26 protein-coding genes are annotated in these 23,801 nt (G+C 66.6%); 8 read left to right on the top strand and 18 right to left on the bottom strand.

Annotation, left to right across the window (positions count from 1 at the left end):
- Nucleotides 1–9: 9 nt before the first annotated feature.
- The 6 genes from FB468_RS02110 to FB468_RS02085 all read right to left on the bottom strand — a co-directional run bounded on the left by FB468_RS02110 (nucleotide 10) and on the right by FB468_RS02085 (nucleotide 5,180).
- Nucleotides 10–960 carry a MurR/RpiR family transcriptional regulator gene (locus FB468_RS02110; RefSeq protein WP_246055695.1) on the bottom strand — a complete coding sequence of 317 codons (951 nt, stop codon included), beginning with the start codon at nucleotides 958–960 and terminating at the stop codon, nucleotides 10–12.
- Complete coding sequence (gene phnE, locus FB468_RS02105) at nucleotides 947–1,753, bottom strand: phosphonate ABC transporter, permease protein PhnE (protein ID WP_141885885.1); 807 nt, start codon at nucleotides 1,751–1,753, stop codon at nucleotides 947–949. Before phnE (FB468_RS02105) ends, FB468_RS02110 begins: the two co-directional genes overlap by 14 nt.
- A complete protein-coding gene (gene phnE, locus FB468_RS02100; RefSeq protein WP_141885884.1) occupies nucleotides 1,750–2,544 on the bottom strand; it encodes a phosphonate ABC transporter, permease protein PhnE in 795 nt (264 codons plus the stop codon). The genes phnE (FB468_RS02105) and phnE (FB468_RS02100) overlap by 4 nt, the downstream gene beginning before the upstream one ends.
- Nucleotides 2,541–3,422, bottom strand: coding sequence for a phosphonate ABC transporter ATP-binding protein (gene phnC, locus FB468_RS02095; RefSeq protein ID WP_141888069.1), 882 nt, complete (start codon nucleotides 3,420–3,422; stop codon nucleotides 2,541–2,543). Before phnC ends, phnE (FB468_RS02100) begins: the two co-directional genes overlap by 4 nt.
- A gap of 8 nt (nucleotides 3,423–3,430) precedes the next feature.
- Nucleotides 3,431–4,429 (bottom strand): phosphate/phosphite/phosphonate ABC transporter substrate-binding protein, encoded by a 999-nt coding sequence (locus tag FB468_RS02090; protein ID WP_141885883.1) that lies wholly within the window; start codon nucleotides 4,427–4,429, stop codon nucleotides 3,431–3,433.
- 67 nt (nucleotides 4,430–4,496) lie between these two features.
- Nucleotides 4,497–5,180: an HAD family hydrolase gene (locus FB468_RS02085; RefSeq protein ID WP_246055693.1), complete on the bottom strand. Its 684-nt coding sequence runs from the start codon at nucleotides 5,178–5,180 to the stop codon at nucleotides 4,497–4,499.
- Nucleotides 5,181–5,314: 134 nt separating this feature from the next.
- On the opposite strand from FB468_RS02085, the gene FB468_RS02080 reads away from it, so the two are divergent.
- On the top strand, nucleotides 5,315–5,929 hold the full coding sequence (locus FB468_RS02080; RefSeq protein ID WP_141885882.1) for a phosphoribosylanthranilate isomerase: 615 nt from the start codon (nucleotides 5,315–5,317) through the stop codon (nucleotides 5,927–5,929).
- On the opposite strand, the gene trpD is transcribed toward FB468_RS02080, so the two are convergent.
- Nucleotides 5,926–6,990, bottom strand: a complete 1,065-nt coding sequence (trpD, locus tag FB468_RS02075) for an anthranilate phosphoribosyltransferase (protein ID WP_141885881.1) — start codon at nucleotides 6,988–6,990, stop codon at nucleotides 5,926–5,928. The two genes, FB468_RS02080 and trpD, sit on opposite strands and share 4 nt — an antisense overlap.
- A gap of 167 nt (nucleotides 6,991–7,157) precedes the next feature.
- On the opposite strand from trpD, the gene ctaE reads away from it, so the two are divergent.
- From ctaE to FB468_RS02050, 5 genes are all read left to right on the top strand, one after another.
- The gene (gene ctaE / locus FB468_RS02070) at nucleotides 7,158–7,772 is read left to right on the top strand and encodes an aa3-type cytochrome oxidase subunit III (protein ID WP_141885880.1); all 615 of its coding nucleotides are present in this window, start codon (nucleotides 7,158–7,160) and stop codon (nucleotides 7,770–7,772) included.
- Nucleotides 7,773–7,792: 20 nt separating this feature from the next.
- Nucleotides 7,793–8,596 (top strand): cytochrome bc1 complex diheme cytochrome c subunit, encoded by an 804-nt coding sequence (gene qcrC / locus FB468_RS02065; protein WP_141885879.1) that lies wholly within the window; start codon nucleotides 7,793–7,795, stop codon nucleotides 8,594–8,596.
- Nucleotides 8,597–8,640: 44 nt separating this feature from the next.
- Nucleotides 8,641–9,729 carry a cytochrome bc1 complex Rieske iron-sulfur subunit gene (qcrA, locus tag FB468_RS02060; RefSeq protein WP_141885878.1) on the top strand — a complete coding sequence of 363 codons (1,089 nt, stop codon included), beginning with the start codon at nucleotides 8,641–8,643 and terminating at the stop codon, nucleotides 9,727–9,729.
- Nucleotides 9,726–11,339, top strand: a complete 1,614-nt coding sequence (gene qcrB / locus FB468_RS02055; protein ID WP_141885877.1) for a cytochrome bc1 complex cytochrome b subunit — start codon at nucleotides 9,726–9,728, stop codon at nucleotides 11,337–11,339. Before qcrA ends, qcrB begins: the two co-directional genes overlap by 4 nt.
- A 315-nt stretch (nucleotides 11,340–11,654) precedes the next feature.
- A complete protein-coding gene (locus FB468_RS02050; protein ID WP_246055691.1) occupies nucleotides 11,655–12,320 on the top strand; it encodes a class C sortase in 666 nt (221 codons plus the stop codon).
- 98 nt (nucleotides 12,321–12,418) lie between these two features.
- On the opposite strand, the gene FB468_RS02045 is transcribed toward FB468_RS02050, so the two are convergent.
- The 6 genes from FB468_RS02045 to FB468_RS02020 form a co-directional block, all read right to left on the bottom strand.
- Complete coding sequence (locus FB468_RS02045; protein ID WP_141885876.1) at nucleotides 12,419–12,895, bottom strand: helix-turn-helix domain-containing protein; 477 nt, start codon at nucleotides 12,893–12,895, stop codon at nucleotides 12,419–12,421.
- 3 nt (nucleotides 12,896–12,898) lie between these two features.
- Nucleotides 12,899–13,342 carry a GNAT family N-acetyltransferase gene (locus tag FB468_RS02040; RefSeq protein WP_141885875.1) on the bottom strand — a complete coding sequence of 148 codons (444 nt, stop codon included), beginning with the start codon at nucleotides 13,340–13,342 and terminating at the stop codon, nucleotides 12,899–12,901.
- Between the two features lie 9 nt (nucleotides 13,343–13,351).
- Nucleotides 13,352–13,774, bottom strand: coding sequence for an aa3-type cytochrome oxidase subunit IV (ctaF, locus tag FB468_RS02035; RefSeq protein ID WP_141885874.1), 423 nt, complete (start codon nucleotides 13,772–13,774; stop codon nucleotides 13,352–13,354).
- Nucleotides 13,775–13,792: 18 nt separating this feature from the next.
- Nucleotides 13,793–15,439, bottom strand: coding sequence for an aa3-type cytochrome oxidase subunit I (ctaD, locus tag FB468_RS02030; RefSeq protein WP_141885873.1), 1,647 nt, complete (start codon nucleotides 15,437–15,439; stop codon nucleotides 13,793–13,795).
- Nucleotides 15,440–15,453: 14 nt separating this feature from the next.
- A complete protein-coding gene (gene ctaC, locus FB468_RS02025) occupies nucleotides 15,454–16,326 on the bottom strand; it encodes an aa3-type cytochrome oxidase subunit II (protein WP_141885872.1) in 873 nt (290 codons plus the stop codon).
- Between the two features lie 139 nt (nucleotides 16,327–16,465).
- Nucleotides 16,466–16,816 (bottom strand): HesB/IscA family protein, encoded by a 351-nt coding sequence (locus FB468_RS02020; RefSeq protein WP_141885871.1) that lies wholly within the window; start codon nucleotides 16,814–16,816, stop codon nucleotides 16,466–16,468.
- Nucleotides 16,817–17,035: 219 nt separating this feature from the next.
- On the opposite strand from FB468_RS02020, the gene FB468_RS02015 reads away from it, so the two are divergent.
- Complete coding sequence (locus FB468_RS02015; RefSeq protein WP_141885870.1) at nucleotides 17,036–17,608, top strand: DUF3043 domain-containing protein; 573 nt, start codon at nucleotides 17,036–17,038, stop codon at nucleotides 17,606–17,608.
- Nucleotides 17,609–17,731: 123 nt separating this feature from the next.
- On the opposite strand, the gene FB468_RS02010 is transcribed toward FB468_RS02015, so the two are convergent.
- From FB468_RS02010 to hisD, 3 genes are read right to left on the bottom strand one after another with little or no spacing between them, the layout of a single operon-like run.
- On the bottom strand, nucleotides 17,732–18,799 hold the full coding sequence (locus FB468_RS02010) for a quinone-dependent dihydroorotate dehydrogenase (RefSeq protein WP_281290253.1): 1,068 nt from the start codon (nucleotides 18,797–18,799) through the stop codon (nucleotides 17,732–17,734).
- A gap of 8 nt (nucleotides 18,800–18,807) precedes the next feature.
- The gene (gene nrdR, locus FB468_RS02005) at nucleotides 18,808–19,308 is read right to left on the bottom strand and encodes a transcriptional regulator NrdR (protein WP_141885869.1); all 501 of its coding nucleotides are present in this window, start codon (nucleotides 19,306–19,308) and stop codon (nucleotides 18,808–18,810) included.
- Nucleotides 19,308–20,621 (bottom strand): histidinol dehydrogenase, encoded by a 1,314-nt coding sequence (gene hisD / locus FB468_RS02000; RefSeq protein ID WP_141888066.1) that lies wholly within the window; start codon nucleotides 20,619–20,621, stop codon nucleotides 19,308–19,310. The genes nrdR and hisD overlap by 1 nt, the downstream gene beginning before the upstream one ends.
- A 141-nt stretch (nucleotides 20,622–20,762) precedes the next feature.
- Here hisD and FB468_RS01995 point away from each other — a divergent pair, with 141 nt between their 5' ends.
- The gene (locus tag FB468_RS01995) at nucleotides 20,763–21,515 is read left to right on the top strand and encodes a sulfite exporter TauE/SafE family protein (protein ID WP_141885868.1); all 753 of its coding nucleotides are present in this window, start codon (nucleotides 20,763–20,765) and stop codon (nucleotides 21,513–21,515) included.
- Here FB468_RS01995 and FB468_RS01990 read toward each other — a convergent pair.
- Nucleotides 21,512–23,098 carry a DUF7059 domain-containing protein gene (locus FB468_RS01990; protein ID WP_141885867.1) on the bottom strand — a complete coding sequence of 529 codons (1,587 nt, stop codon included), beginning with the start codon at nucleotides 23,096–23,098 and terminating at the stop codon, nucleotides 21,512–21,514. The genes FB468_RS01995 and FB468_RS01990 overlap by 4 nt on opposite strands.
- A gap of 35 nt (nucleotides 23,099–23,133) precedes the next feature.
- Nucleotides 23,134–23,778: an NAD(P)-dependent oxidoreductase gene (locus FB468_RS01985; protein WP_141885866.1), complete on the bottom strand. Its 645-nt coding sequence runs from the start codon at nucleotides 23,776–23,778 to the stop codon at nucleotides 23,134–23,136.
- Nucleotides 23,779–23,801 lie beyond the last annotated feature (23 nt).

Below are 23,801 nucleotides of genomic sequence, written 5' to 3'. Positions count from 1 at the left end.
CCGCGGGCCTCACTGCTCCTCGAGGTGTTCGGAGATGACTTCGAGCGTCTGCGCGCGGGCGCTCCGGGCCGGATCCCCCGTTGCGCGGCTCACGGCGCGCACTAGCGCCTCTGCGAAGAGCATCAGCGAGACCCGCGACGCGTGCTCGAGTTCGCTGCGAAAAGTCACGCCCGAGGGCGCAATGACGAGCGAGAGCGATGCCGCGTCCGTGAGCGCGGATGCCCTGAACGAGGTGATTGCAATGACAGAAGCGCCCGCTGCCGCTGCTGCGGCCGCCGCGCCCAGGCTCGTATCGTTCGCCCCCGACCCTGAGACGACGATGCAGGCATCGCCGCCGGAGAGGTGCCGCGCTGCGATCTGTTGCGCGAGTGAGTCGGCGATGAACTCGGCGTGCCTGCCGTGCGCCGTCAGCCGCATCGAAAGCGCTGATGCAACGACGGCAGAGAGGCCGTTGGCGACAACGAGAACGCGCTGAGCACCCGCGATCGCCGACACCGCGAGCTCCACCGAACGCTCGTCGAGCATCCCGGTGCTCGAACCGAGGGCGAGCGCAGCCTCTGCGACGTCCGCGCTAATCTCGCTCAGCGCGCTTCCGGCAACAGGCGCAGCCCCTGCCCGGACTCCTGCCCTCGCTCCGGCTTCGGCTTCGGCCGCAAGTCCAGCCGCTCCCCCGCCACGCTGTGGCGATTGAGACGCCCCGAGCTCCGCCGCGAGCGCGACGCGAAGCTGCGGGTAGCCCCGATACCCGAGTGTCTGGCAGGCCCGCATGACCGTCGTGCGGCCGACGCCCGCGCGCTCGGCAACCTCCTGTGCCGTCCACTCAATCGCCGCCTCCGCGTGTTCGAGCACCAAGTCGATGACCTGCCGCTCGCTCGGCAGCACGGCGTGCCTCATCGCCACGGCGCGCGCGCTGGGGTGCGACCCCGGCGCGAAACCACCGTATCCCTCATCGTGTGACACGGATGTTCCCTCCCTCAGTAATGCGTCTCCGAATCGCGCCCGAGGCTGCGTCAACGAGCACCGTCGCCGCGACGACCACGATGAGGAGTACCCCCACCGTCGCCCACTCGCGGTACTGCGTGTACGAGGTCAGCATGTCGCCGATTCCGCCGACGCCGATGAGCCCGAGCACCGCCGACGAACGCACGTTGATCTCAAAGCGGTACAGCCAGAACGACCAGAATGCCGGCGCCGCCTGCGGCCAGACGCCCCACCTGAGCACCTCGGTGGTACTACCGCCGGCAGCCCGCGCCGCCTCGATTGGCCCGGCGGGCACCGCCTCGACGGCCTCGTAGCCCCATTTCCCGAGCGTGCCGATGCCGTTAACGGCGAGTGCAAGCGCCCCCGTGAACGGGGTCAAGCCGGTGACCGAGAGGATCACGATCGCGATGATGATCTCGGGGACGGCGCGGATGAGCGAGAACAGCCCGCGAAGCAGCGCCCGCAGCCAGGCGGGCCCGTATCCGCGCGCCGCGACCAGGCTGAGCGGTGTCGCGACGAGGATCGACAGCACGGTGCCCACCCAGGCCATCTCGATGCTGCGCCACGTCTGCCAGAGCGCCTCGGGCAGCTTCTCCCAGTTCGGGTCGGAAAACATGAGCCAGAGGTAGCGCACCACCTCAGCGGGAAGGTCGGCGAGCCTCCCCCAGTTCACCTCGATCGACCAAAAGGCGAGCACAACCGCCGCGGTCACCCCGGCCCAGGCGAGCGCCCGCAGCGGGCGGCGGGGCCGTGGCGGGATCGCCGAGGTCATACGAGCCTCCTGCGAATCGCAGAGCTTACGGCGTCGAGCGCAATCACGATGATGAGAATCTCCAGGATGATGAGTGACAGCTGGTCGTAGCGATAGAACGTTCGCACAGCGTCGATGAGCAGCCCGAGGCCGCCGGCCCCGACGAGCCCGAGCACCGTCGAGGCTCTGACGTTGAGTTCGAAGACGTAGAGCGCTTGATTCGCGAAGGCCGGCCAGGCATCCGGGAGCGCGAGTGTGCGGTTGATCTGCGCCTGGGTCGCGCCGACGGCCCGGCCAGCCTCAAGCGGGCCGACAGCGTTCGTGTCGATGGCCTCGGAAACAAGCTTCACTAGGATTCCGACGTTGAACAGCACGAGCGCGAGGATGCCGGGAAGCGCGCCAACACCCACCATCGCGACGAGGATGGCGGCGTACAGCAGGTCAGGCACGGCGCGCACGACGTTGAGGATGGCCCGCACGACAGCGCGAGCTACCGCGTGAGGGGCGGTGTTGCGCGCGGCGAGAAAGCTGAGCGGCAGTGAAATCGCCGAGCCAATCGCCGTCGCGATGATCGCCATCTGCAGGGTTTCGATGAGCGGCGGGATCGTCCGCGGGAAGAAGCCCCAGTCGGGCTGCAGCAGCTTCACGATCTTGTCGGCACCGTTCTGCCAGTTCCGTGCGATCGCGCCGAGGTCGACCCCGATCCCGATTCCCGGAAGGCACATGACGATCGTGGCGATGAGGATCGCGGACGCGATCACCGGCCCGCGCCAAGTACCGCCCGGTTTCGCGGGGAGACTGAGTGCGCTCACTGGCTGCCTCGCTCGCCGGTGCCCAACCGGTCAGCTGACCCGATCGCCCGGCCGTAGATGTTCTCGAAGTCGCCGTCTGACCCGATCGCCCGGCCGTAGATGTTCTCGAAGTCGCCGTCGCTCGCGCTCGCTGCGGGGCCGTCGTAGACGACCTCGCCCGCGCGCATCCCGATCATCCGCACGCCATACTCACGGGCGAGGTCAAGCAGGTGCAGGTTGACGAGCACGGTGATGCCGCGCTCTTCGTTAATGCGCCGAAGGTCGCCCATCACGCCGTGCGCGGTGGGCGGGTCGAGGCTCGCAACGGGCTCATCGGCGAGCACCACCTTCGGCTGCTGTGTGAGCGCGCGGGCGATGGCGACGCGCTGCTGCTGGCCGCCCGAGAGGTCAGATGCGCGCGCGTAGAGCTTCTGCAGGATGCCGACGCTGTCGAGCGCCTCATAGGCGAGCTCCCTATCCCGCTCCCGGTATGCCCCGAGCAGGGTGCGCCAGAGCGGGGTGTGGGCGAGCCTGCCCACGAGCACGTTCTGCAGCACCGAAGCGCGCCCCGCAAGGTTGAAGCCTTGAAAGACCATTCCGATCTCGCCTCGCAGCGCCCTGAGCGCCGCTCCGCCTGCACCGCTGACGGTGGTATCGCCGACACGGAGCGTCCCCGAGGTGACGGGAACGAGGCCGTTCATCGTGCGGATCAGCGTCGACTTGCCTGACCCCGAGAGCCCCACGATCGCGACCATCGACCCGGCCGGGATGCTCAGCGAGACGTCCTTCAGGCCGACCGTGCCGTTGGGGTACCGGACGGTGACCCCGTCGAGGTCGATCCCCCACGGGGTGGGAGCGTTCGCCGCTCCCACCCCTGTCGCCGCGCGCGGCGGCGTCAGTTGCGCGTTCACTGGAGGCCGAGCGCCTCTGCTGCGCGGGCGACAACGTCGAGCGACTCCGGGTTCGCGGGCGCGAGCTTCGTGATCGAGTAGATGCTCTCCAGAATCTGCGAGCCCTCCGGGGTATTAGAGAAGCTCTCGAGCGCGTCGGTGATCTTCTGCTGCAGCTCGGGCGAGAGTTCGCCCGACAGCGCGACCCCGTCGTTCGGGATCTCCTCGGTCATCGCGAAGACGACGACCTTCTTGCCGACATCGGTGGTGTCTTTCGCGACGATGTCACGAGCGTCCCAGAAGCTGGAACCGACCTCGGCGTCGCCGTTGTAGACGGCGAGCACGGAAGCGTCGTTCGCCGTGACCGGAACCTGCTGGATGTCGGTGTCGGTGTTGAAGCCCGCCTCCTGCAGAGCGAGCATCGGGTAGATGTATCCGGCCGGCGACCCCGGGCCGAGCACGGCGACCTTCGCGCCCTTCATCTTTTCGATGCTCTCGAGGCCAGCGGGCCCGGTTATCGCGTCGGCGCCATTGCAGAACAGCTTCCCGTCACGCTCGACCGGGGTGTCGGCGCAGTACTTATCGGGGTTGTTCGTCATGAACTGTGCCGGGTAGGTGATGTTGCCGTTGCGTTCCGTCTGCAACACGACCTCCGCACCGTACATGTCGTTCGCCTGCCAGAGCTGCAGCGAGGGGAGGAAGCCGATCTGCGCTTGCCCCGCACCCATCGCTTCGACGGCCGCCTGGTAGTCCTTCGACACGACGCCGGTCACCTCGATGCCGAGCTCCTCGGTGAGGTAGTCAGTGAGGGGTGCCGCGGTGTCGACGAGGCCGTCCTGATCCTGCGACGGGACGAGCGCGAGCACGAGCGACGACGGGTCTGCTGCGGGTTTCGTCTCCCCCGCAGCGGGAGCGTCACCGCCTGCTGCGGACGTGCAGCCTGTCAGGGCGACGGTCAGAGCGGCGCCTAAGGTTACCGCGCGGAGCGCGTTGGTTCGGAAGGGTGAGCTAGACATGGATGTCCCTTTCATGAGGCAGCGTGGGTTGGGAGGTGGAGGTGGAGTTCAAAAGCAGGCGCGGGCATCACGCCGAGTCGTCAAGCCAGCGAGTAATCCCTGGAAGCACGTCGGTGACGGTCGCACCGACGAGATCGGGCTCTGCACCGGCCTGGGGGCGCGCGCCGACGAGTGCCGTCGCCTGTCCCCGAGCGTGCGCGGGAGCGAGGTCGTTGCGCCAGACGTCGCCGACGCTCAGCACGCGCCGGTCTGGGGAGAGCGAGTCGAGGAGCGCCTCAAGCCCCATAGGCTTCCCCGCGTCGGTGAGGATCCTGTCGAACGCTTCCGGGAGCCCGAGCGCGCCGAGTGCCTCGCGGAGGCGGATCGCCGGCGCGTTCGTGAGCAGGATCCGCTCGGCGCGCCGCTCCGCGCCGACACCAGCGAGGAAATCGGCAAGCCCCGCCGGCGCGACGACCGGGGCGGTCGGGGTGGCGAGGCCCGCGCGGCTTGCAAGGTAGGCCCGGGAGAGCGCGGCGTCGTCGACGCCGCGCTCGATCGCGACGCCGCGCACGGCGTCGTAGTCGTCGACCCACTCGGAGTATTCGCGCCCGAGGCGCGCCTCGACCTCAGCGACGAAGTCGGGCCCCGCTCCCGCCTCGGCCGCGACCGCAGCGGCGTACGCGAGCACCGGGCCGTCGCCGAGCGACACGGTGCCATCAAAGTCAAAAATCAGCACGGGTAAGGAGCGCACGATGGCCTTTCGGTGGGTCACGCCCACTCTCTGTGGACGCAGTGTCCATCGTGCTCGCCCGGTGTGGACGGAATGTCCCCAGCCCGTGAACGTACCCTGAACGCCTCATTGCGATTCGCTGTCACACGCGGGCGCACGAAGCTACAATGTCGGGCATGTACGTAAAGATCTGCGGGCTCCGCGCCCCGGAACACGCAACCACCGCAGCGCTCGCCGGCGCCGACGCCGTGGGTGTGGTCATGAGCGATCGCAGCCCACGCCATGCCACCGAAGCGCAGGCGCTCGCGGTGATCGCCGCGGCGAAGGCAGCGCGGCCCGCGGTCGACACCGTACTCGTGGTGCGGGAGATGGGCGCGACCGAGGCCGCAGAGACCGCTTCCCGCCTCGGGTTTGACGTGCTCCAGCTCCACGGTGGCTACACGGCTGAGGAGTTCGCGGCCGCCGCGGCCGTGCACCCCCGCGTCTGGCGGGCGGCGAGCCTCGCGACAACACCCAATCTGCGGGCGGGAGACTACGGCGAAGAGCGACTACTCGTCGACGGCGCTGCAGCGGGCTCGGGCGAAGCGTGGGATCTCGGGCTCATCGCCGGAGCGGAGCTCGGAGATGACTGGCTCCTCGCGGGCGGCCTCGACCCTGAGAACGTCGCCCCGGCGATTCGGGCAGCACTGCCCGGCGGGGTCGACGTCTCAAGCGGGGTCGAGGTCGCGCCCGGGCTAAAGAGCGGCGACCTTATCGAGCAGTTCATCGCCGCCGCTCGGGCAGCCGCCTAGTTTGCTGCGGCTGCCTGGGTCGCCGTGACCCAGGCCTGGAGCTTGGCCTCGGCGGCGCCCGAGTCGATGACCGACTCGGCGAGGTCGAGCTTCTCGCGCAAGCGCTTCAAAAGGGGCACCTCGACGGAGTCGGGCTTCGCCGCAATGTCGTAGGCAACGAGGCCTGCGGCGGCGTTGAGCAGCACAATGTCGCGGATGGGGCCCTTTTCACCGCCGAGGATACGGCGAACCACATCCGCATTTTCTGCGGGAGTTCCGCCAATCAACGAAGACATCTCGGCACGCGGGATACCGAGGTCGCGCGGCTCAAGGTCGTGCTCGGTGAGACCACCACGGCTCACCTCCCAGATGCGCGAGTGCCCCGTCGTCGTGAGTTCATCAAGCCCGTCGTCGCCGCGGAACACGAGCGCCGAGGCTCCGCGCAGCCGGAACACGCCGACGAACGTCGGCACGCGATCGAGGTCTGCCACGCCGAGCGCGGAAGCTTCCGGGCGCACCGGGTTACAGAGCGGCCCGAGGAAGTTGAAGACCGTCGGAATGCCAAGTTCGGCGCGGGGGGCCGCGACATGCTTGAAGCCTTGGAGGAACCGCGCGGCGTGCACGAAGGCGATACCCGACTCATCAAAGGCGCGGGCGAGCTGATCAGGATCCAGCTGCAGGTTCACGCCGAGCGACGTAAAGACGTCGGACGAGCCCGACAGACTGCTGGACGCCTTGTTGCCGTGCTTCACAACGGGTGTTCCCGCTGCGGCGGCCACGATCGATGCCATAGAGGAGATATTGACCGTACCGAACCGGTCTCCCCCGGTTCCCACAATATCGAGAGACATAATGGGGAGGTTTATGGGCAACGCCTCCTCAAGGATGGCGTCGCGGAAGCCGATGACCTCTTCAACGGTGACGCCCTTTGACTGGAGCGCTACGAGAAATCCGCCGACCTGGGCGTTTGTCGCCTCTCCCCGCATAAACCGGGCCATCGCCCACTCCGCTTGAGAAACGCTCAGGTCTTCCCCCGAGAGAAGCGTCGACAGGATTGCAGGCCAGGTCCGATCATCAGTCATGAGACAATCCTAGTGACGACACGCCGCGCCCCGGGCGAAGTGGTCCATCAACGTGAGCAAGCGGGGTAGGCTGTAACGGTATTTGCCACAGATTATTCGGCGCGCCGAGGATCAGTGAAAATCCACACCAAACTTTCAGCCATAATGGAAGGGTGACAACGACCACTATGAATACCAAGTCAGCCGTGCCCGCGGTGAAGCGACCCAACAGCGTCGCCGTCGGCACGATCGTGTGGCTCGGCAGCGAGGTCATGTTCTTCGCTGGCCTGTTCGCGATCTACTTCACGCTCCGGGCGATGAACCCCGAGCTGTGGGCCGAACAGACCGCAAAGCACAACTTCACCTTTGCGCTGATCAACACGTCCATCCTTGTGCTCTCCTCGTTCACCGCTCAGGCCGGCGTCTTCGCCGCCGAGCGGATGCAGCCGCGGCGCACCGGCTGGAGCCCGGCCAAGTGGGGAACCGTTGAGTGGTTCTACCTCACGTTCTTCATGGGCGCCACCTTCGTCGCTGGGCAGTCCTACGAGTACGCGGTCTTCGTGTCCGAGGGTGTGACGCTCGCGAGCGATCCGTACGGTTCGGCGTTCTACCTCGCCACCGGCTTCCACGGCATCCACGTCGCCCTTGGCCTCTTTGCCTTCCTCCTCGTGATCGGCCGTATCTACGCGGTCAAGAACTTCACGCACAAGGAGGAGACGACCGCCGTCGTCGTGTCGTACTACTGGCACTTCGTCGACATCGTCTGGATCATCCTCTTCTACATCATCTACGTCATTAAGTAGAGTCAGGAGCATTTGACATCATGGCTCGCGCCAAGAAGAACCCAGCAAAGTCGGGTCGTCGTCACCCACTCGCGACCGCTGCCCTGCTCGCAGTAGGCCTGGTCGTCACCGGTGCTGCATACGCTGGCATCAGCACCACTTCCGCGACTGCTGAGGTTGATCTTTCCTCACCCGCCGTTATCAAGGAGGGCGAAAAGCTCTTCGCCGCGAACTGCGCAACCTGCCACGGCATGGGCGCTCAGGGCTCGGGCGAAGACGGCCCCTCGCTGATCGGCGTTGGTGCAGCTTCCGTTCACTTCCAGGTGGGCACCGGCCGCATGCCGCTCGCATTCCAGGGCCCCCAGGGCATGGTGAAGCCGAAGCAGTTCACCGAGGAGCAGACGCTCCAGATGGCTGCGTACGTGGCTTCGCTCGCACCGGGCCCGGAGCTTCCCGACCCCAAGCTGCTCGCAGCTGACGGCGACGCTGCACGCGGTGGCGAACTGTTCCGCATCAACTGCGCAATGTGCCACAACGTGGCTGGCGCGGGTGGCGCACTGACCCAGGGCAAGTGGGCTCCCCCGCTGACTGGCGTTGAGCCGACGCACATCTACAACGCGATGGTGACCGGCCCACAGAACATGCCCGTCTTCAGCGATGCGAACATCACGCCTGATCAGAAGGCCGACATCATCACCTACCTCAAGTACATTGAGGAAAAGCCTTCGATCGGCGGATTCTCGCTCGGTTCGATCGGCCCGGTTGCTGAGGGTCTGTTCATCTGGATCATCGGCCTCGGCGCGCTCGTCGCGCTCACCGTTTGGGTCACCGCGAAGTCGAACTAGTCGACAACGCAAGCAGCTAATTTTTTCTGGAATCAAGGAGCATAATGGCAGAGGAAGCGAAGAGCAGCGGCGGCGATAGCGCCGTTGTTGCCGCTCAGAGCCACGGGCCGGATCTGTCTTCGGCAGGCGCCGCGGTCATTTCGAGCGACGCCGTGCAGAACCCGGGCCTTCCCCCGCACCGTAAGCGTGTGACGGAGCTGGATCCCAAGAAGGAGAAGAGCGCCGAGCGCGCCGTCTACTCCCTCTTCTACCTCTCAATCGTCGGCAGCCTCGGTTCGGTGCTTGCCTACATGTTCTTCCCGATCGAGACCGGTGACCCGGCGGCTATCCGCCTGCACACCATCTTTGTCGGCTCGGGCATGGCCCTCGCGCTGCTCGCGCTCGGCATTGGCGCTGTCCACTGGGGCAAGTCGCTCATGTCTGACGTTGAGGCGATCGATCTGCGTCACCCGACGCCGAGCGACGAGGAAACCCGCGAGACCGCTGCTGAGGTCTTCGCCGTTGCTGACGAGGAGTCCGGCTTCTCGCGCCGCACCCTCGTGCGAAACAGCCTCCTTGGCGCACTCATCGCCTTCCCGCTTCCCGGAATCACGCTGCTGCGCAGCCTCGCTCCGCAGGACATCGACCCCGTCGAGGTGCTCCGCCACACGATGTGGGACAAGGGCATCCGCCTCGCTCGCGATAACGGCGGCCACAAGGTCGGCGAAGCTATCCGCGCCGCTGACGTCACCGTCGGCTCCGTCTTCCACGTCGTCCCCGAGAACCTCGGCACCGCGAAGGACGTGCTCAACGAGAAGGCCAAGGCCATCGTCCTGCTCATCCGTCTCGACGAGAAGGACCTCAAGGAGCGCCCTGAGCGCAAGGACTGGTCATACAACGGCATCGTCGCGTACTCGAAGGTTTGCACGCACGTTGGTTGCCCCGTTGCTCTGAACGAGCAGCACACGCACCACCTGCTCTGCCCCTGCCACCAGTCGCAGTTCGACGTCGCTGACGAGGCGAAGGTCATCTTCGGACCGGCTAAGCGCCCGCTGCCCCAGCTTCCGATCACTGTCGACGCTGATGGCTACCTCATCGCGCGCAGCGACTTCACTGAACCTGTTGGTCCGAGCTACTGGGAGCGCCTCAAGTGAGCACCGTAACTGAAAAGCCGACTCAGCAGAGCGGTTCAAGCACCTTCACCGCCAAGGCGGCGAACTACATTGACGAGCGAACGAAGGTTGGCGTCGCGGTCAAGGAGTTCGGTCGCAAGGTCTTCCCCGACCACTGGTCGTTCCTCCTCGGTGAGGTCGCACTCTACAGCTTCGTTGTCATCCTGCTGTCGGGTACCTTCCTCACCCTGTTCTTCCAGGCGACGATGGCCGAGGTCGTCTACGACGGCCCATTCGTCCCGATGAAGGGCCTCGAGATGTCGGCCGCAATGGCGTCGACGGTCGACCTGTCGTTCTCCGTTCGCGGCGGCCTCCTGATGCGTCAGGTGCACCACTGGGCAGCGCTGCTGTTCGTCGCCTCGATCGGCCTGCACATGCTCCGTATCTTCTTCACGGGCGCATTCCGCAAGCCGCGCGAGCTCAACTGGGTCATCGGCTTCGTGCTCTTCATCCTTGCGATGGCTGAGGGCTTCACCGGTTACTCGCTCCCCGACGACGTGCTCTCGGGCAACGGCCTCCGCATCATCGACGGCCTCCTGAAGTCCTTCCCTGTTGTGGGCACCTGGCTCTCGTTCCTCTTCTTCGGTGGCGAGTTCCCGGGCGTTGACATTGTCGGCCGCCTCTACATGCTGCACATCATGGTGCTGCCCGCTCTGGTGATCCTCTTCGTCGCACTGCACCTGATGTTCGTGGTCATCCACAAGCACACGCAGTACCCAGGCCCGGGCAAGACCCAGGGCAACGTTGTTGGCTACCCCGTGCTCCCCGCATACGCGGCGAAGGCCGGCGGCTTCTTCTTCATCGTCTTCGGTGTCATTGTGCTCATCGCAACGTTCTTCGGAATTAACGCGGTCTGGATGTACGGCCCCTACGACCCCTCCCCCGTCTCCGCGGGTACCCAGCCTGACTGGTACATCGGCTTCGCTGACGGCATGCTGCGCCTGATCCCACCGGGGCTCGAGACCGAGTGGTTTGGCTACACCTGGTCGTGGAACATGCTGATCCCCGTGATCATCATGGGCGGGTTCATCGTTATCGTCGCCATCTACCCCTTCATCGAGGCTTGGGTGACCGGCGACAAGCGCGAGCACCACATCCTCGACCGCCCGCGCAACGCTCCGACCCGTACCGCTATCGGTGCAGCCGGCGTGACGTTCTACGCGGTGATGTGGGCGGCTGCGAGCTCCGACCTCATGGCAACGCACTTCCAGCTCTCCATCGAGGGCGTTATCCACGCGCTGCAGGCCCTGCTCATCCTCGGCCCGATCGTCGCCTACTTCCTCGCAAAGCGCATCTGCCTTGCGCTGCAGAAGAAGGATCGCTCGATCGCGCTGCACGGCTACGAGTCCGGCCGCATCGTTCGCCTCCCCGGCGGCGAGTTCGTCGAGGTGCACAAGCCCGTCAGCGACTACGAGCGCTGGGAGCTTGTCAGCTACCACGACTACGCACCCGTCATGCTCCGCCCGAACGACGACGGCCGCATCCCCTTCGGGAAGCGTCTCCGCGCAGGCTTCACGCGCTGGTTCTTCGAGGACCGCATCGTGCCGCCGACGCAGGGCGAGATCGAGTCGAGCAAGGATCACGGCCACTAGGCCGCGCTCCCCTCTCTGAGACAGACCCCCACCGAGCTTTTGCTCGGTGGGGGTCTTCTTGTATTCAGCGGCATCACTGGTCGCGTGCGTTCAAGTTTCCGGGTGACCTCACCCCGTTATTCGCCCTCCCGCGGCCTCCAGCGCTTGTGGAGGGCTGTGGCAACGATCGGTCTCGCCCCTTCGATCAGCCCCTCGCCAACGCAACGCTCGCCCGCGAAGAGATCGACAGGGGGTTCGAGAAAGCGCACCAGTACAACGACGCGCTCGTCTCCGGCGCCCTTCTGCAGGCAGGGGCGAACGTAGCAGAGGACACCGGTGACTCGCTGCCTGGGCTCGTCGACCCGCAGGAATACTGGAACCTACTCAACGCCGACCCGACGGGCACGATGGCACGCCTACGGATCCCCTCGATCGATCGACCTCCCCGTCTATCACGGCACGAGCGACGCGACGCTCCTCAAGGGCGTCGGCCATCTGCAGGGCACCTCGCTCTCCATGGGCGGCGATGGGACCCGAGCGGTGCTCACGGGGCACCGAGGTCTCGCGAACGCCACGATGTTCACGCACCTCGACCAGGTGAAGGTTGGTGACACCTTCAGCGTCGACGCACTCGGCGAGGTCTTCACCTACCGCGTGTTCGACTACGAGGTCGTGAACGCTCACGACACCGAGGAGATCCGCGCGGTCCCGGGCAAAGACCTCATGACGCTCATCACCTGCACCCCGCTCGGGGTGCACATGCACAGGATCATCGTGACCGGCGAACGAGTCACACCAACCCCGCCGCGGATCTCGACGCTGCGAACAAACGCCCCGAGGTACCGGGTTTCCCCTGGTGCCTCGGGGGGGGGGGGGGGGGGGTACGGCGCCGGCCTCGCGCTCATTGGCTTGTGGACGTGGCGTTCGGTGCTGCGCGTGGCGGCGCCCAGCCCGTCCGCAGCAGCTCAGCCCGCACCCCCGGCCCCTCAAATAATCGAGTAGCCCGCAGTTTCCGCGGGTAATTGGAGGGGAACCGCGAAATTGGGTGGCGGAGGTGGGGCTGAGCGAAGGCGCAGCGCAGAGCGGGCAGGCGCGACGCGTCAGTCGAGCAGGATCGCCGCGGCGTCCGACAGCACCCCATCAAACTTGGCACCGAGACGCGATCGAAGCCCGCTCAGTAACTCGCCAAGCTCGGGGGAAAGCGCAGGATCGCGCGCGGCCGCAACCGCCTGAAACAGCAACAGCGCTGCATCCGAGCTGAATTGCTCTGGGTCGCGAACGTCGACCCCGGTTGCATCCCCGGCTGCCCCTCCAGCCGCACCGCGAGGAAGCGACCCCGCGGTCGCGTCAAGCTCACGCACGCACGCAAGGAAGAGGTCGCGCTTCGAGGAGAAGTTTGCGTAGACGTTGGGTTGAGAAACGCCGGCGCGCACCGCGATCGCGGATGTCTGCGCGCCGGCGTACCCGTGGAGCCCGAACTCGATGGTTCCGGCAACGATGAGTCCCGCGCGGTTCTCCCCCGGGCGCCGTCGTTGACGGCGAACGCCCGGGGCAGCGCTGTGCGAGGCGCCACTCACGAGCTACTCGAGTTCGAGGAGCTTGCGATAGTGCTCACCGACGGCCTCGAAGCCTCGGTGATTGTAGAACGACCCGATGCGAGCGGTCGACGCAGAGAGCTGACGCACGCCGCGGCCCATGCAGTAGTGCTCGTTGGCCGACATGAGCCTGTCGCCAATGCCGAGCCCGCGGGAGGCCTCGTCGACGACGATCTCCTGCAGGTGTGCGGTGAGGCCCGGTGCGTGAAGCAGGCGCGACACGGTCATGAGGGAGTAGCCGGCGATGACGCCATCGGACTCGGCCACGAAGAGCACGTTGGTCTCTTGGTCACGGCGGCGCAGCACATTGTCGTAGGCGACCTGGAAGTCGTCACGGCCAATGGGATCGCGCCCCGTGGTGAACTGACGGGCCAGGCCGAGGAGCGCTTCCGCGTCCTCGGCCTGGCCCCGGCGAATGGTGATTGCCACGATGTCTAGTTACCTCGCGAAGTGTCCGCGGTAGTACTCATAGACCCAGCCCACGATGCCGACGATGACGAGCGGCAGCGAGAGGAACGAGATCCAGAAGTTGAACCCGAGGCACAGGCCAAGGACAACGAGCGAGATCGCGAGCGACAACACGAGGGGCCACCAGCTCCAGGGGCTGAACTCGCCGAGCTCAGGGTCCCCATCGTCGATGTCCGAGTCCTCGAGGTCCTCGGTGAGGGTGCCGCCCTGCTTCCGCTGAGCGAGCATGAGGTACACGGCGATGAAGCCAGCGAGGAAGCCAGCACCGATGATGGTGGCGCTGCCTGCCCACTCAACTCGATCGTGAACGATCAGGTTCCACACCGTGTACACGCCGCCGAGGAGCGCGAAGTACGCCGTCAGAATCCAGAGGATGACAATGTTCGATTTCATAGCGAATGACTCCTCAGACTACTTCGTCGGTTCAGCGAAATCGGGAACCGTGGCCGGCTTCGGCTGCTCAATGCCACTCACCTCGGGGTGATTGAGATCGAACGCAGGCGACTCGGTACGGATACGCGGAATCGAGGTGAAGTTGTGACGCGGCGGCGGGCAGGAGGTTGCCCACTCGAGCGAGCGGCCGTAGCCCCACGGGTCGTTGACGGTCACCTTCGGCGCACGACGAGCGGTGATGTACACGTTCAGGAGGAACGGAATCATCGATGCACCGAGGATCATCGCGCCAATGGTCGACAGCTGGTTACCCCAGGTGATGCCGTCCTCAGGCAGGTAGGTGTAGTAGCGACGGGGCATAGCCATGACGCCAAGCCAGTGCTGCACGAGGAAGGTGGTGTGGAAGCCGATGAACAGCACCCAGAAGTGGATCTTGCCGAGGCGCTCATTAAGCATCTTGCCGGTCCACTTCGGCCACCAGAAGTAGAAGCCTGCGAACATCGCGAACACGACCGTACCGAAGATCACGTAGTGGAAGTGAGCCACGACGAAGTACGTATCCGAGAGGTGGAAGTCGAGCGCGGGCGACGCGAGGATGACGCCGGTGAGGCCACCGAAGACGAAGGTCACCAGGAAGCCGAGCGACCAGAGCATCGGGGTCTCGAACGTGATCGAGCCGCGCCACATCGTTCCGAGCCAGTTGAAGATCTTCACGCCGGTCGGAACCGCGATAAGCATCGTCATGAGGGCGAAGAACGGGAGCAGTACCGAGCCGGTGACGTACATGTGGTGCGCCCACACGGTCATCGAGAGAGCCGCAATAGCAATCGTCGCGTAGATCAGCGTCTTGTAACCGAAGATCGGCTTGCGGCTGAAGACCGGGAAGATCTCGGAGATGATGCCGAAGAACGGCAGCGCGATGATGTACACCTCTGGGTGACCGAAGAACCAGAAGAGGTGCTGCCAGAGAATTGCTCCGCCCTCACCGCTAAAGATCTGAGCACCGAAGACACGATCGGCCGCGAGACCGAAGAATGCAGCGGCGAGCACCGGGAAGACCAGGATCACGAGGAGCGAGGTCACGAGGGTGTTCCAGGTGAACACCGACATACGCCACATGGTCATGCCGGGAGCGCGCATCGTGATGATCGTGGTGATGAAGTTCACGCCACCCATGATGGTGCCGAAGCCGCCGATACCGAGTCCGAGAACCCAGAGGTTGCCGCCGACGCCCGGCGAGTACGTGACCTCGGAGAGCGGCGCGTATGCGAACCAACCGAACGAAGCCGCACCCTGCGGGGTGAGGAAGCCACCGACCGCGATGAGCGAGCCGAAGGTGTAGAGCCAGAACGCGAAGGCGTTGAGTCGCGGGAAGGCGACGTCAGGGGCACCAATCTGGAGCGGCATCATCACGTTCGCGAAGCCAGCGAAGAGCGGCGTAGCGAACATGAGGAGCATGATTGTTCCGTGCATGGTGAACAGCTGGTTGTACTGTTCCTTGGTCGCGATGACCTCGAGCCCGGGAGCGAACAGCTGCGCGCGGATCAGCAGGGCCATGAGACCGCCGACCAAGAACCACACGAAGGAGCTGATCAGGTACATGTACCCAATCACCTTGTGATCCGTGGAGGTCATCCACGAAACGATGATGTTACCCTTCTTCATCTCTCTATCCCTCGTTACTTCTTCTCGTTCTGAGCCTGAGCCTCGTCGCCGTGGAACGACTCGATGTTCGCGTTCGCCTCGTCACCGATGCGACCGGTGTTGCCCTCAGCGCGGAGCGACTCGACGTACGCGTCGTACTCGTCCTGCTCAACAACCTTGAGCTCGAAGAGCATCATCGAGTGGTCCTGACCGCAGAGCTCTGCGCACTTGCCCATGAACGTGCCGGTTTCAGTCGGCGTGAAGCTCATGTAGTTGGTCTGGCCCGGGATCATGTCCTTCTTGTAGAGGTACTCAACGACCCAGAAGGAGTGGATGACGTCACGGGTTTCCAGGCGGATCTCCGTGGTCTTGTCGACGGGGAGCATGAGCACGGGCATCGTCTCGGGGAGAGCCGAGCCCTTCTCGTCGGTCTTGACCTGGACACCCTGGAAGTGGACGTCGTCGCTGATGTAGTTGAAGTCCCACGCCCAGCGCTTGCCGTAGACCTCTACGACGTTCTCGGGGTTGTCGTAGCGAGCCTCGATCTTTGCCTGCTCCTGCGCGGTGAACGCGAAAAAGCCGAGCACGAGGATCACGGGGACAACCGTGAAGAACGTCTCAATGGGCATGTTGTAGCGCAGCTGCACGGGAAGGCCGGTCTGGCCCTTGCGGCGACGGTACGCGATGGTTGCCCAGATAATGAGGCCCCAGGTGATGACACCCACACCCAGCAGCACGATCCACGAGTTCACCCAGAGGGCGGTGATGCCCTCAGTGTGGTTCGTGGCGTGAGTGGAACCCTCAGGGAGGAAGCCACGCTGCTGCTCGGGAGTACAGCCAGCGAGCAGGAGAGCCGCACCGATGGCGACTGGGGCCGCAACCCACTTGTTTACACGATTGGAACGCACCGCATACCTTTCGAATTCTTACCGGTCATTGCCCACGCAGGCAGGCGAAACTGATGACTACCTGTTAGCTTAGCGCGAACCTGAGCGTTCCCCGAACGCAAACGGGGGTGTCGCGCGCAACTGGGCAGAACATTCTTTCCTACGCGAAGCTATCGCCGCACGCGCAGCTCCCCTGCGCATTGGGGTTGTCTATGGTGAAGCCCTGCTTCTGGATGGTGTCTTCAAAGTCGATCGTCGCGCCGGAGAGGTACGGGATACTCATCTGGTCAACAACGACCTCGACACCCTCGAAGTCAACGATCGCGTCGTTATCGAGCTCGCGCTCGTCGAAGTAGAGCTGGTAGATCAGCCCGGAACAGCCCCCCGGCTGCACCGCGATCCGAAGGCGAAGGTCGTCTCGGCCCTCCTGGCTCAGCAGACTGCGCACCTTCTCCTGTGCTGCTGAGCTCAGTGCGACGCCGTGCTCGGCTACTGCAGTGTCGTTACTCATGCGTTCTCCTCTGCTCATTCGGCGACTCGCCGAATTCTCTCTCGCCCACCCCGCCAGCGCCGCCCGCACCGAAGAGGGCGCAGTTGGAATCTCGCAGGCTAGACAAATAACGGCTGCTCGGCCGGATGCCATCAGTCTACGCCCGATTGACGCGGTACGCTTGAGAGATGAAGTGATGGCCGCTGACGGCCGTCTGACGAGAGGAACACACAGGCGATCATGAGTGCTGCCAAGCGAGACGAGACAGCAGGTTCGGCCCCGGAAGAAACTGCCGGCACACAGGGCAAGGGTCGCCCGACGCCGTCACGAAAGACGGCCCAGGCCGCGAATGCCCGCCCGATCGTCGGTTCCCAGGACAAGGAGCAGCGCCGCGCGCAGCGACAGGCGCAGACCGAAGCGAGGGATCGCGCGCGCGCAGGCATGATGGCGGGCGACGAGCGCTACCTCACGCAGCGCGACCGCGGGCCGCAGCGTCGCTTCGTACGCGACTACGTTGACGCCCGGTGGAGCGCCGGCGAGCTGCTCATCCCCGTCATGGTGATCTTCCTCGTCGTCGCGATGTTCCCGGGCTGGGTGCAGGTGTACGGCGTCTTCTTCGTCTGGGCCTTCCTGCTCTTCGCGATCGTTGATGCCTTCGCGCTCACGTTCATCCTGAAGAAGAAGCTCACCGCAAAGTTCGGCGAGGGCAACGTGCAGCCCGGCTTCAAGTGGTACGGCGCCATGCGCGCGATGCAGTTCCGCATGCTGCGGATGCCGAAGCCGCAGGTGAAGCGCCGCCAGTTCCCGAGCTAACGCCACCGCTCGACAAGGCCAGCAGGCCAGCGAAGAGGGCCCCGGACGATCATCGTCCGGGGCCCTCTTCCTGTATGCGTGGCGGCACACACGCCAGCTACGCGCGCCAACTACACCCACCAGCTACGCAGCCTGGCGCCAGCCCGCCTTCCGCAGACCACGGTTGATCTGCCTCGCCCACAGGGGCCCCTCGTAGATAAAGGCCGTGAAGCCCTGCACGAGCGTGGCCCCGGCTTCGAGTCGCTCGAGCACGTCACCGGCTGTCGTCACTCCCCCGACGGAGATCACGCAGAACTCGGCTGGCGCGGTCGCGCGGATGCGCCGAAGCACCTCGAGTGACCGAGCTTTGAGCGGTGCGCCCGAGAGCCCACCAGCGCCCATATCCGAGACGCGGTCGGCCGGGGTGCTGAGGCCCTCGCGCGAGATCGTCGTGTTGGTCGCGATGATGCCGTCGAGCCCGAGGCGCACGGCGAGCGCGACGATGCCGTCGATCTGCTCGTCCCCCATGTCTGGCGCGATCTTCACGAGCAGCGGGGTCTCGCCGGCAGCGGCCTTCACGGAAGCGAGCAGCGGCTCGAGCAGCTCGAGCTCTTGCAGCCCGCGGAGGCCCGGGGTGTTCGGGGAACTCACGTTCACGGCGAGGTAGTCGGAGATCGGCGCGAGGCGCTCGGCGCTCCAGACGTAGTCCGCGGTCGCGTCCTCGACCTCGGTGATGCGGCTCTTGCCGATATTCGCCCCGATGATCGGGCGGTTCCGGCGCAACCGGGCGCGCTCGATGCGCGGGACGGCGGCGGCCGAGCCCCCGTTGTTGAACCCCATTCGGTTGATCAGCCCGCGATCTTCGACGAGGCGGAACATGCGCGGTTTCGGGTTCCCGTCTTGCGCGTGGCGCGTCACGGTGCCGACCTCAACGTGCCCGTAGCCAAGCTCGCCAAGACCGGCGATGCCGGCCGCGTTCTTGTCAAAGCCAGCAGCGAGGCCAAACGGGCTCGGGAACTCGAGTCCGAGCGCCTTCACCCGCAGCGATGCGTGCGGCCTGCAGAACCGGTGCACGATACCGCCGAGCGCGGGGAGGGCGCGGATGACAGCGAAGGCGAGGTGGTGCGCCTGCTCTGGGTCCATTCGCTTCAGGACCGTCGAAAACAGCAGCTTGTATGGGGTGAGCGGCCCGCGCTCCGTGGTCTCAGGCACAGTCGTTTCTACTCTCCGTCGGCCGCAGCCGAATTGCTTGCCGACACGGGAGCGCCCGATCCACCGCGCTTCACGCGCAGGTCACGGACGGCAGCCTCGAAGTCGTCGAGCGAATCAAACGACTGGTAAACGCTAGCGAACCGCAGGTAGGCGACCTCGTCGAGTTCCCGGAGGTGCGGGAGGATCGCGACGCCGATGTCGTTCGTCTCGAACTGGGCGACGCCCGTGAGCCGCAGCGACTCCTCGACCCGCTGGGCGAGCAGTGCGAGATCAGCCTCGGTGACGGGCCGCCCCTGGCAGGCCTTTCGCACGCCGACCATGACCTTCTCGCGGCTGAACGGTTCGACAACGCCCGAGCGCTTGATCACGGTGAGGCTGGCGGTCTCGGTGGTGGTGAACCGCTTGCCGCACTCGGGGCACTGACGTCGCCGCCTGATCGACATGCCGTCGTCAGCCGTGCGCGAGTCGATGACCCGGCTGTCGGAGTGGCGGCAGAAGGGGCAGTGCATCAGATGCCTTCCTGTTCAAAGCGGGCGCTCACGGCCTCGCCGTGGGCGGGCAGCCCCTCGGCCCGGGCGAGCGCGAGTAGCGGCGCCTCGGTCGCTGCGAGGGCCTCGAGGTCATAGTGGATGATTTGCTGCGGGCGCAAGAATGTATGCGCTCCGAGGCCAGCCGCGAATCGCGCCGTGCCGCCGGTCGGGAGCACGTGGTTCGAGCCGGCGAGGTAGTCGCCGAGGCTGACGGGCGTGTAGCTGCCGACGAAGATCGCGCCCGCGTCGGTAATCGCGGCGAGCACGCCCTCGTCGTCGCGGGTCTGGATCTCGAGGTGCTCGGGCCCGTAGGCGTTCGATACGCGCGCGGCCGTCTCGAGGTCGCTGACAAGGATCACGGCCGATTGGGGGCCCTCGAGCGCGGCGCGAACGCGATCTGCGTGCTGGGTCTTTGGGGCCCGCTCGCCCACCTCGGCGAGTACCCGGGCAGCGAACTCCTCGGAATCGGTTACGAGCACGGAGGCCGCGGCCTCATCGTGCTCCGCCTGGCTGATGAGGTCGGCCGCGACAAAGCGCGGGTCTGCAGAGCCATCCGCGATAACGAGGATCTCGGTCGTGCCAGCCTCGGAGTCGATGCCGACCTTGCCACTCACGACGCGCTTCGCTGCCGCGACGAACACGTTCCCGGGCCCCGTCACGACGTCGACGGGTTCGAGCCCGATCTCGTGGACGCCGTGTGCGAAGGCGGCGATCGCGCCCGCGCCGCCAATCGCATACACCTCGTCGATGCCGCACAGCGCGGCCGCCCAGAGCACAGCCTGGTGCGGCAGCCCGCCGTTATCCTGCTGCGCTGGCGAAGCGAGCGCGAGGCTTGGCACGCCGGCGACCTGAGCCGACACCGCGTTCATAATGACCGACGACGGGTAAGCTGCCTTCCCGCCCGGAGCGTACAGCCCGACGCGCGAGACGGGCTGCCACCGCTGCGTGATCCGCGCGCCAGCGCCGATCTCGGTCACGCGCTCGGCCGGGACCTGGGCGGCCGAGCCAAGCCTGAGTCGCGCGATGAGCTCGGTGAGCGCCTCGCGTACGTCGGCCGGGCAGTCGGCGAGGGATCCGGCAACGAGCTCAGCGGGCACGCGCAGCGCGTGCCCCTCAACGCCGTCGAACTGCAGCGCCTGCTCGCGCAGCGCGGACTCGCCACGGGCGGCGACGTCGTCGACGAGGGGGCGCACCCGCTCGACAGCGACATTCGCGCCGAGCGCGGCGCGGGGCACCAGGGAAAGAAGGTCGCCACGGGAGAGCTCGCGGCCGCGGAGATCGGTGGTTCGCATCACGCATCTATCTTACCGAGCGCGGAAGCGACCCGAGCGCCGGCCCCGGGGTGGGACAATGGGAGGGATGGAAACACTGCCGACCACTGACGCTCGCCACAGGCCACCGCTCCACTCGCCGCACCCCACGGAGCCGGGCCGATGAGCCTCACACTCGGTGCGCTCGTCGTGCTCGTCACCGTTGTCGGCGCCACCGCACAGCGGATGGCCGGCCTCGGGTTCGCGCTGCTGGTCTCGCCGCTCATGACCCTCATGCTCGGGGCACACTCGGGCGTGCTGCTCGTCAATGTGTTGAGCATCGTGTCGAGCGGACTCATCATCCCGCGCGTGTGGCGCCAGGTGAACTGGTCACTGTTCCGCTGGCTTGGAGCCTGCGCCGTCGTCGGCGCGGTGCTCGGGGCCTGGCTCGCGCAGCTCCTCTCCCCCGATGTTATGGGCGTGGCGGTCGGCGCGATTGTGCTCGCGGCACTCGGACTCTCGGCGCTGCTGCGAGGTGATCGGTTCACCATCGAAGCGCGGGGCCCGAGGGTCGCCGCCGGCTTCCTCTCCGGCCTCACGAACTCGCTCGCCGGCGTCGGCGGCCCCGCGGTGAGCGCCTACGCGGTGTTGACGCGGTGGCCGCAGCTCTCCTTCACCGCGACCATGCAGCCGTACTTCGTGCTGACGGGCGCGGCGGCGCTGTCGTCGAAGCTTGCGCTGAGCGCTGCCGAATTCCCGAGCGCCGCCTGGTGGTTCTGGCTGCTCTTGCTCGCCGCGATCCTCATCGGTATTGCCGCCGGTGAGCGGCTCCTTCGCCTCGTCACCCCGACGCAGGTCAGACGGTTCGTCGTCATCCTCGCGTGCGCGGGGGCCCTGGCCTCGCTCGTGCGCGGCTTGGTGGGGCTGCTGGGCTAAGCGAGGGCGTGCCCTTCCGGCGCGATCATGCCGAGCCAGGCAAGCTCGCGCACACCGGCGACGAGCGCCTCACCCGCAGCCACCGGGTCAACCTCGAGCAGGGTCGCGAGCGCGTCAGAGATCTGCCGTAGCGTGAGGTCGCCGTCGCACGCCCCGACAGCGGCGGCGAGCAGCGTGTCTGCGGCGACGCGACGCGCGATGGGGCGATCCGTCACGAGCGTGATCGCGCTCGGGGATTCCTCGCCGGGCGTGTGGATCCGCTCCTCAACAACCTCAGAAGCGCGCACCCAGCGCGTGTCGAGCACGTGGGCGGCGCTCGCTCGCTCGGCCGCGACGCCCGCGAGGAACGCCAGGTGCAGGCTCTCGCCGAGCCGCTCGGCGGCCAGTGCCCCTGTCGCCTGATCGACATGGATGACCGAGGAATCGACAGCGCTGAGGCCATCGGTTGGGTCCTCTGCACGTCGGCGGACGTGTATCGCCCCAAGCCCGACGCTCACAATGTGGCGCGCACCAAAGTCGTCAAGCCAGGACTCGAGGAGCGCATCGAAGGCGACATTGCCGGGCCGCGCTCCCCCGTCTCGTGCCCAGGTCTCGGCGTACTGGACGGTGTCGACCCTGTCGCGCTCGATCACCCAGGCGTCGAGGGCGGAACCCGCGCGCTCGGCGCCGTCGCGCACCCACCCGCGCACGCGTTCGAGCCCGTGGCCGCCCCACTCGGTCTCCCAGTTCGCGAGGCAGACGAGCGAGCCACCCGCGTCGAGGTGCCGCGGGGCCTCGCGAATCACCTTCGCGGCGAGCTCGTCGCCCGTCATGCCGCCGTCCCGGTACTCGTACGTCACGCCGCCGTCGCCGTCCCTCGGCGTGATGACGAACGGCGGGTTCGTCACAATGAGCGAGAACGTCTCGCCTGACACAGGCTCGAACAGATCGCCGAGCCGGAAGTCGATGCGGCCAGCGAGGCCGTTGAGCGCAGCGTTTGCGCGCGCCAGGGTGAGCGCACGCTCGGAGATGTCCGTGGCCACGACCCGTGGCACACCGAGTTCAACCAGGCGCAGCGCCGCGATGCCGCAGCCGGTACCGAGGTCGAGCGCCGTCGCCCCAGGAACCGGGGGTACCTGGGCCAGCAGAGTGCGGGTCGCCCCGCCGACGCCCATCACGTGGTCGGGCCGCGCCGGCCCTCGCCGCAGTTCGTCGTCGAGGTCAGAGAGGATCCACCACTCCCTCGCGCCCTCGCCCGGGTCGAGCGCGACGGGGTTGAGCGAGAGCGCTGCGCGAAACGAGCCCGGCGCGCCGTCGGTGTCAGCCGCCGCAACGAGCCCGAGCTCAGTCGCGCCGGCCGCCCCGAGCGTGGGCAGGGCCGCTGCGAGGCGGTCTGCCGAGACAGCGGCGCCGAGCAGGAACATCTCGCCGAGCGTCGAGAGGGCGCTCGGCTCCTGCTGAGCGAGGACGCGTCGCGCGGGGGCAAACACGCCGCGGCGACGGGCACCCTCAGCGGTCCTCCCCCAAAGGGTCTCGAGCGCCGCGAGCGAGTAGCCCGCCCGGCGCAGGTCGTCACCGAGCTTGCTGATGAGTTCTGCATTCACCAGATCAGCGTACCGGCCCCAGCGGGCACCCCCGCTCAGTACGCGACGGTGAAACGCTCGCGCTCGTGCGCGTGATCCTCGATTTCGTCGACAATTGCAACGCCGAAGTCTGCCCCACCGATTGCCGAGATGCCGTCGGCGTCCGTGAGTGGCACGTCGCCACCCACGCGGTACTCCCCGCGGTACTCGCCGGCCGCCCACGGCCCGAAGTCGCCCGCCGGGCTCACGAAGAACCAGTCGAGGCCGTCCGACCGCGAGCGGAGGTCGCCGAGCACCTCGGCCATTTCGCGAGCCTCGGCGCGATAGTCGTCGCCGAACTCCGGCGTCTCGAACAGCATGCGGCCGCCGGGGACTTCAAGGAGCGAACCAGCCCCGCCGATCACTCCGAGCCGCACTCCCGCAGCCGCGGCCTCGGTGGCCAGCGCGGCGATCGCGGGCCGCACCTGGCCCGCCATATCCCCGCGCGGCGACACCGCAACGATGACGACCTCCGCGCCCGCGAGCGCGGCTGCGCGGTCAGCAGCGTCAAGGATCGAGCCGGTCCTGTACGTGGCTCCTGCGATCTGCGTCGCGGACTCTCGCCGGGTCATGCTCGTCACAGGCAGACCCCGCACCGCGGCCGCCTCAACGATGTGTGAGCCAGCGTAGCCCGAGCCACCAAACACCACTGTCGACGTCATATCCGAGTCCTTCCCTCGCGCAA

The sequence above is a fragment of the Leucobacter komagatae genome, assembly GCF_006716085.1.
Taxonomy (GTDB): domain Bacteria; phylum Actinomycetota; class Actinomycetes; order Actinomycetales; family Microbacteriaceae; genus Leucobacter; species Leucobacter komagatae.
Note: the sequence above shows the minus strand (reverse complement) of the source record. Positions and strands in the feature narration are given on the sequence as shown.